General features: G+C 61.5%; 11 protein-coding genes. 4 read left to right on the top strand and 7 right to left on the bottom strand.

The window, feature by feature from the left end; translation table 11 throughout:
- Nucleotides 1–116: 116 nt before the first annotated feature.
- The 7 genes from EN991_RS13790 to EN991_RS13760 all read right to left on the bottom strand — a co-directional run bounded on the left by EN991_RS13790 (nucleotide 117) and on the right by EN991_RS13760 (nucleotide 4,465).
- On the bottom strand, nucleotides 117–1,013 hold the full coding sequence (locus tag EN991_RS13790; RefSeq protein ID WP_063167616.1) for a glutamine amidotransferase family protein: 897 nt from the start codon (nucleotides 1,011–1,013) through the stop codon (nucleotides 117–119).
- Between the two features lie 104 nt (nucleotides 1,014–1,117).
- Nucleotides 1,118–1,441, bottom strand: a complete 324-nt coding sequence (locus EN991_RS13785) for a hypothetical protein (protein ID WP_013532903.1) — start codon at nucleotides 1,439–1,441, stop codon at nucleotides 1,118–1,120.
- A complete protein-coding gene (locus EN991_RS13780) occupies nucleotides 1,438–2,127 on the bottom strand; it encodes a hypothetical protein (protein WP_024502593.1) in 690 nt (229 codons plus the stop codon). The genes EN991_RS13785 and EN991_RS13780 overlap by 4 nt, the downstream gene beginning before the upstream one ends.
- Nucleotides 2,128–2,172: 45 nt before the next feature.
- Nucleotides 2,173–3,576, bottom strand: a complete 1,404-nt coding sequence (locus tag EN991_RS13775) for an amino acid permease (RefSeq protein ID WP_024502594.1) — start codon at nucleotides 3,574–3,576, stop codon at nucleotides 2,173–2,175.
- 14 nt (nucleotides 3,577–3,590) lie between these two features.
- Nucleotides 3,591–3,752, bottom strand: a complete 162-nt coding sequence (locus tag EN991_RS13770; protein WP_013532900.1) for a hypothetical protein — start codon at nucleotides 3,750–3,752, stop codon at nucleotides 3,591–3,593.
- Nucleotides 3,753–3,787: 35 nt separating this feature from the next.
- Nucleotides 3,788–4,165 carry a hypothetical protein gene (locus tag EN991_RS13765; protein ID WP_013532899.1) on the bottom strand — a complete coding sequence of 126 codons (378 nt, stop codon included), beginning with the start codon at nucleotides 4,163–4,165 and terminating at the stop codon, nucleotides 3,788–3,790.
- Between the two features lie 12 nt (nucleotides 4,166–4,177).
- Nucleotides 4,178–4,465 (bottom strand): hypothetical protein, encoded by a 288-nt coding sequence (locus tag EN991_RS13760; protein WP_127368959.1) that lies wholly within the window; start codon nucleotides 4,463–4,465, stop codon nucleotides 4,178–4,180.
- 286 nt (nucleotides 4,466–4,751) lie between these two features.
- Between EN991_RS13760 and EN991_RS13755 the strand changes: the two genes are divergently transcribed.
- From EN991_RS13755 to EN991_RS13740, 4 genes are all read left to right on the top strand, one after another.
- Nucleotides 4,752–5,885: an aminomethyltransferase family protein gene (locus tag EN991_RS13755; RefSeq protein WP_027163838.1), complete on the top strand. Its 1,134-nt coding sequence runs from the start codon at nucleotides 4,752–4,754 to the stop codon at nucleotides 5,883–5,885.
- Between the two features lie 142 nt (nucleotides 5,886–6,027).
- Complete coding sequence (locus EN991_RS13750; protein WP_063171623.1) at nucleotides 6,028–6,624, top strand: dimethylamine monooxygenase subunit DmmA family protein; 597 nt, start codon at nucleotides 6,028–6,030, stop codon at nucleotides 6,622–6,624.
- A complete protein-coding gene (locus EN991_RS13745; RefSeq protein ID WP_063167620.1) occupies nucleotides 6,621–7,586 on the top strand; it encodes a PDR/VanB family oxidoreductase in 966 nt (321 codons plus the stop codon). Before EN991_RS13750 ends, EN991_RS13745 begins: the two co-directional genes overlap by 4 nt.
- 9 nt (nucleotides 7,587–7,595) lie before the next feature.
- The coding region (locus tag EN991_RS13740) for a DUF3445 domain-containing protein (protein WP_164769044.1) at nucleotides 7,596–8,270 on the top strand (675 nt) is incomplete at its 3' end.

The following is an 8,270-nucleotide window of genomic DNA, read 5'->3' as shown; positions in this document are numbered from 1 at the left end:
AGCCGGGAGCCAGATTGTGCAGCGCCTGGTTGAGTTCGCGCAGCGACAACTGGTCGAGATCGAAGACCCGAGGGTCGTGTGCCGCGGTTTTTGAAAGCGTGGTTGCCGGCATGAACTCAATGCTCCCAGAAATAGACGGTTGCGGGCTCGGGTTCCCAGACCCTCGCATTGTCTATGCCGGGCAGTTTGGTCAGCGCGCGATATTCCGAGCCGAAGGCGACATATTGGTCGGTTTCGGCCATCACGGCTGGCTTGCAGGCAATCGGATCGCGCACCACGCCAAAGCCGTTCTTGGTGCCGACGACGAAGGTGAAGAAGCCGTCGAGGTCGGAGAGCGTGCCTTCCAGCGCCTCGCCGAGATTCTTGCCATGCGCCATCTGTGACGAGAGATAGGCGGCAGCGACTTCGGTGTCGTTCTCGGTTTCGAAGGTCATGCCTTCGCGGATCAGTTCGCGGCGGACATTGTTGTGGTTCGACAGCGAGCCATTGTGCACCAGGCACTGGTCGGCGCCGGTCGAGAACGGATGCGCGCCCATCGTCGTCACCGCCGATTCCGTCGCCATGCGGGTATGGCCGATGCCATGTGTGCCGGTCATCTTGCGGACATCGAAGCGATCGACGACTGCCTCGGGCAGGCCGACTTCCTTGTAGATCTCGACCACGTCGCCGGCGCCCATGATGCGGATGTCGGGGCGCAGCGCCTGGATGGTTTCGCGCGCTTCATCGATCTTGGCGGGGGTGGTCCTGACGACTGCATGGGTGGATTTCACCGCGATCGTCACCGGCGTGCCGATGGCCTTGGCGAGCTCCGCCTCGAGGCCGCGGAAATCGCGGTCGGGCTTGGCCGACTGGATGGTGATCTTGGCCTCATTCTTGGACGGCGCGCCATAGATGGCGATGCCGGCGCTATCGGGACCGCGATCGCTGAGCGAGATCAGCATCTGCGACAGCATCGCGCCAAGCTGGGGTTCCAGCGACTTGTCCTTCAAAAACAGTCCGACAATTCCACACATGTCAGCCTCCCGACGTTTTGTAGCTAAGAGATCGTTTGCAACTCTGAAATGATGTATCGAATGAGGTCCGCAAATTCAATCGTATGAAAAAAATATTCCTCTAGTTACCTATGCGTCTCAATGCCGCTCTGCCCACTATCGTTGCCTTGCCGGGCGTTGTGAACCCATTTGGCGGTGCGGATGCGGGCGAGCTTGTAGGCGTCCAGGATCGACAAAGCATAGATCAGGAAGCCGCCGGCGTGACGGCCGACGAAGCTGGCATCGGGCGGCGCGATCTTGGCCGTCACCCATGCCAGGATCACCATGAAGAAAAGGAATTGAAGGCCGCGCACCGGCACGCCCAGAATGACGTGCCCGCTTCCCGGCAGCACGATTGCGGCGCCGAGAACCAGATAGGGATTGGTGGGTGCAGTGGCGGAACTGGTCATGCGGCCTGCCGTTCGCTTTTGTTGATCGCGTCGCGAAGCGCCGACACCGACATCAGCAGCCTTTCGATCAGCGCGGGATCGAGTGCGGCGTCGCCGAATTCGGCCTGCCGGAAAACGCCATAGCGCGCCCGCTCGGCTTCGGCCAGAAGCCAGACGATGCGTATACCCTTGGGCGTGATCAGCAGTTCCTTGGCGCGCCCTTCGGAAAAGATCTCGATGTGGCTGGCGATAAGGCCTTGCGGAAAGCGCGCCGCCCTGCGGTCGGTGCGCAGCACCGACTCGGCGGGGAATCCCGGAGCCTTGGGCAGCGTATGCTCGAGATGATCGAAATTGGAGAAGGTCGTCGGCGAGCCCGGCCGCATCATCATGTCGAAGGTGGCTGGTACCGCGACCTCTTCGGTGATCGAAACACTGAGCCAGCGCGCCGGCAGTTTGCGCGTCGCCAGCGTATCGACGATGGTGCGCACCTGGACACGTTTGCTGTTCCAGGATCCTTCCCAGGTGATGACGCCGGCGGTGCCATCCGAAACATTGGCAGCATCGGCGATGATTGTGCGGATGCGGTCCTGCTCGACGGCGAGCGCCATCGATGCCCTGCTGCGGCTGGCACGCGCTTGCCAGGCAAGGTGGAGAACGACAACCAGGACAATGGCCCCGGCCAGCAGTGCTGATGTCAGATCGGACATTTTCTCATGCCAGGCCCGCCCGGGATCCGGACGGGCCTACTCCCATCAATAACCCTGCGGCTTTGGCCACGGCATGGTGAACTGGTCGCCGCGCCGCACGAATTTGTAACGGTAGAAGTGGAACCACAGCGAGATCAGGAAGTAGAAGGCGACCATGGCGATCAGCTGCGAGCCGAAGCCGAGGAAGATGGCGAAGAAGGTCACCACGCACAGGCAGAACAGCACCATGGCCGGGATCGGATGGAAGGGGTGGGTGTAGCCTCGGCGGATCGAGCCCAGCGGCCACTTCTTGCGGAACATGATGATGTTGATGCTCATGAACGTGTATTGCAGCACCCCCGACAGGATCGAAAAGGTGATCGCCTGGTTGAGGTCGGCGATGAAGGCGAAGGCCAGCGCGATCGGCAGCAGGAACAGGATCGAGCGATAGGGCGTGCGATATTTCGGATGCACGGCCGAGAACCATGTCGGCAGATAGCGGTCGCGGCCGAGCGAGAACCAGGCGCGCGCCGCATCGTTGATGCAGCCATTGGCCGACGCCAGCGCGGCGAGCAGCGTGGCGACGAACAACAGGTTCTCGAGCAGCGGGCTGCCGGTCAGCTTGCCGGCGTCCCACAGTGGATAGTAGGTGATGCCGAGATATTCCCAGGGCATCAGGGAGGCGCAGACATACCAGGTCATGGCCGCCGCGATCAAAAGCGTGATCATGCCGGCCATGGTGCCGTAAGGCAGCGAGCGCGCCGGGGAGCGCACTTCCTCGGCGGCCTGTGTGGTGCCTTCGATGCCGAGATAGTACCATATGCCGAACTGGAAGGCGGCGATGACGCCGATCCAGCCATAGGGAAGCGCATTGCCAGGGGTGACCAGTTCGTTCAGCTTCAGCACCGCGCCTTGCGTCCACGGGCTGACCGAGAAGAACAGGATGACGATCGAGATATAGGCGATCGCGGTGATGACGAAGTTGACGTTGAGCGTCATCAGCACGCCGCGATAGTTCAGCCACGCCAGCACGACGATGGTCGCGGCGATGAAGGAATTGTGGGTGAGCCCTTCGACGCCGGCCTTGGCGACGATGGTGTCGCCGAGCAGGATGGCGTCGGACACTTCGAGCATCGTGTAGGCAAAGACCAGGAACAGCGCGACGTTGAACGCCATCAGCGGTCCGACGATGTGCTTTGCCTGCGCATACTGGCCGCCGGCGGCGGCCACGGTCGATGTCACCTCGGAATCGATCATCGCGACCGAGGTGTAGAGCAATCCGACGACCCAGCAGACGATGAGCGCGGCCAGCGCGCCACCCTTGTCCGCCGAGAAATTCCAGCCGGTGAATTCGCCGACCAGGACGATGCCGACGCCGAGCGCCCAGACATGGGCCGGTCCGAGCACGCGCAGAAGTGAAACTCTGTCCCCTTGGACAGCCGGGGCAGCCGGTTCAAGTGCGATCGTCATTGTTCAATCCTCACTCAGATCCGGTGTTTTTCGGAAGTGGCTTCCAGTTCGCCTTCGCGCGACGAGGTCAGCACCTCTTCGGAGAAGGTCGTGTCGACCTTGAACCAGTCGTAAAGCATCCACAAAGCGAGCACGATCGAGATGCCCCAGCATGCGTAAGAGAGTGCCACCCACATGATCGTGTCCCCGAATTAAATCGTCCTCAGAACTCTTACTTGTCGTCGAATTTTTCGTTGATGACGTCGCGATATTCGCGGTCGGATGCGCGAAACAGGAAGACGAAATAGCCTATCAGCACCGCAGCCATTATGATCAGCGTCGGCCAGTCGATGACATAATGGAAGCGGTTCTGGATGATGTCGTGCGCGGTCTCGGGCGTGTAGCCGAGCTTTTCCCAGATCGAGGCCATGGTCGGGTTCTGGCCGAGCGCTTCCCACGTCTTGGCGTCGAGCGCGTCGATGGATTTCGCCGCACCGGCGAGGCCCAGTTTCAGCGGCAGCCACAGCGCCACGAAAATGGCGACGACGACGACGGCGATGTCGAAAACCTGCCCGGCCTTGCTCTGCTCCGGCGGCGTGTAGCGGGACATCTCTTCTACCCCTCAGGACTTGCGGTTGCGGAATGCGTCGGCGTTCTTGATATCGAGCCCGTAGATGAATTCCTTGTCTTCCTTGTAGTGCTTGACCATCGCCAGGATGGCGGCCGTGTTGAAGATCAGCACGGCGGCGGCGGCGATCGCGACCACGGCCTTGATGCCGCTGTGCGGGATGTAGGGCCATGTCATGAGCAGGACGAAGAGGATCGTTGCCCACAGGCAGACGATCAGGAGCGCGGATCCGCGCACGTCGGAACGGTACAGCGCTTCGATGCGCAGTTGCATGTCTGACATCGGTTTTCCCCTTTTTCCAACGCCAGGCCCCGAATTGGCCGGCCGCTGCCCTCTTTCAAGAGAGTGAAATTTTTTTCATAAATTCAATCCGAATCCCGCAATTGTCAAGCGCGATTTACGTGAGGTTAACTGTTTGCTTTGTGCGGTGGATTTTGCCTGACAATGAAATTAATTGCTTATGGGTATTGCGGCGTCCTGGCGTTTGCGATCAATATTCGGTCAAAGCTCCCGCCACTGCGCAGGGGGCAGGGAACAGCAGAGCATTATCCAAACGGAGGACGAGCGGATGACGGCATCCTGGAGATTTTCGACCCTGGCGGATCGCCACCGAGCGCTCGGTTCGAAGCTCGAAGACTGGAGCGGCATGGGAACCGCCTGGACCTACGACAAGGATGCCGACGAGGAGTACATCGCCATCCGCACCAAGGCTGGCCTGATGGATGTCTCCGGCCTCAAGAAGGTGCACATCACCGGGCCGCATGCTTCACACCTGATCGACCTGGCGACGACGCGCGACGTCGAAAAGATCTACCCCGGCAAGTCGGCCTATGCCTGCATGCTGAACGAGGCGGGAAAATTCACCGACGATTGCATCCTCTACCGCACCGGCCCCAATGCCTGGATGGTCGTGCATGGTTCGGGCACCGGTCATGAGGAGTTGCAGCGGGCGGCTATGGGCCGCGACGTGTCGCTGCGCTTCGACGACAATCTGCACGATCTTTCGCTGCAGGGGCCAACCGCCGTCGACTATCTGGCCAAGCATGTGCCGGGCATTCGCGACCTCAACTATTTCCATCATATGCAGACGCAACTGTTCGGTTTGCCCGTCATGATCTCGCGCACCGGCTACACCGGCGAGCGCGGCTACGAGATCTTCTGCCGCGGCCAGGATGCCGGCACGATCTGGGACAGGATCCTCGACGAGGGCAAGAGCGCCGGCATCATTCCGTGCCGCTTCACCACCCTCGACATGCTGCGGGTGGAAAGCTATTTGCTGTTCTACCCCTACGACAATTCGCAGAAATATCCGTTCGAGAACGAAGGACCCGGCGACACGCTGTGGGAGCTCGGCCTCGACTTCACCGTCAGCCCCGGAAAGACCGGCTTCCGCGGCGCCGAGGAGCATTATCGCCTCAAGGGTAAGGAGCGCTTCAAGATCTACGGCGTTCTGCTCGACGGCAAGGAGCCGGCCGATGAGGGTGCGCCGGTCTATCGCGACGGCAAGAAGGTGGGCGTGGTAACCTGCGCCATGTATTCGCCGCTGGTCGAGAAATCGATGGGCATCGCCCGCCTCGACGTCGACTGCGCGGTCAAGGACACCAAGCTCGAAATCCGCAACAGGAGCGGCGCCATCAAGGCCACCGCCCAGCCATTGCCATTCGACGATCCCAAGAAGACCAAGCGCACGGCGAAAGGTTGAGGCATAATCAACAGCGAGGGGTTCGAGCAGTTCCAGGAAAAGTGTGAAACGGTTTTCCGTCCGGAATTGCGTCAAAGCAAAGAGATAGAGCGGTCCGCCGTTTCTATGAAACGGTGAAGCGCTCGAAGGCACGAAGACTTAAATGGCAGCCAAAAGCATCATCAGCCGGCCTGTTTACGGAACCTTGTCTCCGCAGCCCGGCAAGCATCATCTTTTTATCGCGGATGCGGAAGGGGCGCTGGCGATAGCGGAGATGGCCGGGAGGGCGCCGCCCGGGTTTTTCGACGACGCCGAAATCGTCTTCATTCCCGGGCCTGACGGCAAACACACCGCAGCCCTCGAAGCGCTGAGACCGGCGCAGTTTCATCTGTCGCCATCCTTCGCCAGCCTGCTGCCACGGCTTAGGCAGACACTGACCAATGCGCATATGGGCCTGCGCCTCTATCTCGCCGGCACTGAGGGCCTGATCGGCCAGGCGATGCAGGTGGCGCTTGAAGCCGGCATCGACCACACTTCGATCCAGACCGAGCACCGCGGTTCGCTGGCGCGGCGCATGCAATGCGTCCACTGCAAGGGCATCACCGAGAATGTGACGACGCAGCCGGCGACCTGCGCGCATTGCGGCCTGCTGCTTCTGGTGCGCGATCATTATTCCAGGCGCATCGCGGCGTTCCAGGGCGTCTGCATCAACGCCGAGGATCGCAGCGAGATTCCTCCGATGGAGGAGGTTTTCCGATGAGCGCCGGAACAACAAAACTCGATGTCGTGGTCAGCGACGTCGTCCCGGTCAACGACCTCGTCACCCGCTTCCATTTCCGCCGGCGCGACGGCGAGTTGCTGCCGACCTTTTCCGGCGGCGCCCATGTCGTGGTCGAGATGCGCGACGGCGAACGCACCAGGCTCAACCCCTATTCGCTGATGGGCTCGCCGCTCGACACGCGCGAATACACGATCTCGGTGCGCCGCGACGATGTCGGCCGCGGCGGCTCGCTGTTCATGCACCGGAACGTCAAGCCCGGCATGGAGATGGTGGTCAGCTATCCCGTCAATCTGTTCTCGCTCGACCTGCGCGCCAAAAAGCATCTGATGCTGGCCGGCGGCATCGGCATCACGCCGTTCATGGCGCAGACCGCTCAGCTTGCGGCGGAAGGCGGCAATTTCGAACTGCACTACACCTGCCGCACCGCATCGCTCGGCACCTACGCCGATGTGCTGCGCGAGCGCTACGACCGACGGGTCAGGCTCTATCATGACGACCTTGACGAGCGCATCGAACTCGACCGGCTGCTGTCGACGCAGCCGCTCGGCACGCATCTCTATGTCTGCGGCCCGGCCGGCATGATCAACTGGGTGCGTGATCGCGCGGCAAGCCTCGGTTGGCCATCGGAAACTGTGCATTTCGAGCATTTCGCGGCCCCCCAGCCTGGCCTGCCTTTCGACGTGACGCTTGCCGTCAGCGGCAAGACGATCCGCGTCGATGAGCAGCAGAGCCTGCTGGAAGCGATCGAAGCGGCCGGCGTCGATCCGCCCTATCTCTGCCGCGGCGGCGTCTGCGGCCAGTGCGAAACCAACGTCATCTCTTGCGACGGCAAGTTCATCCACAACGACCACTGGCTGAGCGAGGAAGAGCACCGTTCGGGCAAGAAGATCATGCCGTGCGTGTCGCGCTTCGAGGGCCGGTCGCTGGTCCTGGAGCGCTAGGAGGAAATCATGGGCATCACCTTTCGCAAGGAAACGTTCCGCGACGACTTCACCTTCAGGAACAGCCCTGAGCACATCAGGCGCTTCCCGTTCCCTTTCCACGAAGACGCCTACATGTATGCGGTCAACATCGAGCCGCATGTCGTTGGGCCGAAAGGCAGCGTGCTGGAAAACCTGATCGACGTCGACGAGCACTATGTCGCCGAGATGCAGGACCGCGCGCTGGTGCTGGCCGAGGACCCGCTGCGCTGCCAGTCGCTGCCGCACATGACGCTGGCCGGTTGGGACTTGCTGGAACTGCTGATGGAGCAGCAGGCGCTGGGCTATCCCGAGCATTTCACGCTGACCCGCGACGGCGACCGCTGGCGCTGGATCAACCGGCCGCTCGGCATCGACGACACCTTCACCTTCGGCGACACCTCGACGCTGCCTTACGGCCCGATGGAGTACATCACCCGCCAGAGCCAGGGCGACTTCTGCATCCTCGACCAGCGCGACGGCAATCTGTGGATGGATGCCGGCATGGTCACCACCCAAGCCGACTGGTCGCTCGATTTCGACATCGGCATGAACTTTTTCGAATGGCACGCGCCGGTGCCGCTGGCGCATGAGAAGGGGATTTTTGTCAGGGCGCTGAAATTCCTCACCAACATCCAGCAAGGCAAGCCGGCCAGGCGCCTGAAC

Origin of the sequence: Mesorhizobium sp. M7A.F.Ca.US.005.03.2.1 (genome assembly GCF_003997795.1) — a bacterium.
Classification (GTDB): domain Bacteria; phylum Pseudomonadota; class Alphaproteobacteria; order Rhizobiales; family Rhizobiaceae; genus Mesorhizobium; species Mesorhizobium ciceri.
The sequence above is the reverse complement of the archived record's forward strand: the minus strand, read 5'-3'. Positions and strand labels throughout refer to the sequence as shown.

Bases quoted from the DNA above. Each gene is read 5' to 3' on its own strand.
- EN991_RS13755 (WP_027163838.1), top strand. From the start codon at position 4,752: ATGACGGCATCCTGGAGATTTTCGACCCTGGCGGATCGCCACCGAGCG.
- EN991_RS13745 (WP_063167620.1), top strand. From the start codon at position 6,621: ATGAGCGCCGGAACAACAAAACTCGATGTCGTGGTCAGCGACGTCGTC.
- EN991_RS13770 (WP_013532900.1), bottom strand. From the start codon at position 3,752: ATGTGGGTGGCACTCTCTTACGCATGCTGGGGCATCTCGATCGTGCTC.
- EN991_RS13775 (WP_024502594.1), bottom strand. From the start codon at position 3,576: ATGACGATCGCACTTGAACCGGCTGCCCCGGCTGTCCAAGGGGACAGA.
- EN991_RS13765 (WP_013532899.1), bottom strand. From the start codon at position 4,165: ATGTCCCGCTACACGCCGCCGGAGCAGAGCAAGGCCGGGCAGGTTTTC.
- EN991_RS13780 (WP_024502593.1), bottom strand. From the start codon at position 2,127: ATGTCCGATCTGACATCAGCACTGCTGGCCGGGGCCATTGTCCTGGTT.
- EN991_RS13760 (WP_127368959.1), bottom strand. From the start codon at position 4,465: ATGTCAGACATGCAACTGCGCATCGAAGCGCTGTACCGTTCCGACGTG.
- EN991_RS13785 (WP_013532903.1), bottom strand. From the start codon at position 1,441: ATGACCAGTTCCGCCACTGCACCCACCAATCCCTATCTGGTTCTCGGC.
- EN991_RS13790 (WP_063167616.1), bottom strand. From the start codon at position 1,013: ATGTGTGGAATTGTCGGACTGTTTTTGAAGGACAAGTCGCTGGAACCC.
- EN991_RS13750 (WP_063171623.1), top strand. From the start codon at position 6,028: ATGGCAGCCAAAAGCATCATCAGCCGGCCTGTTTACGGAACCTTGTCT.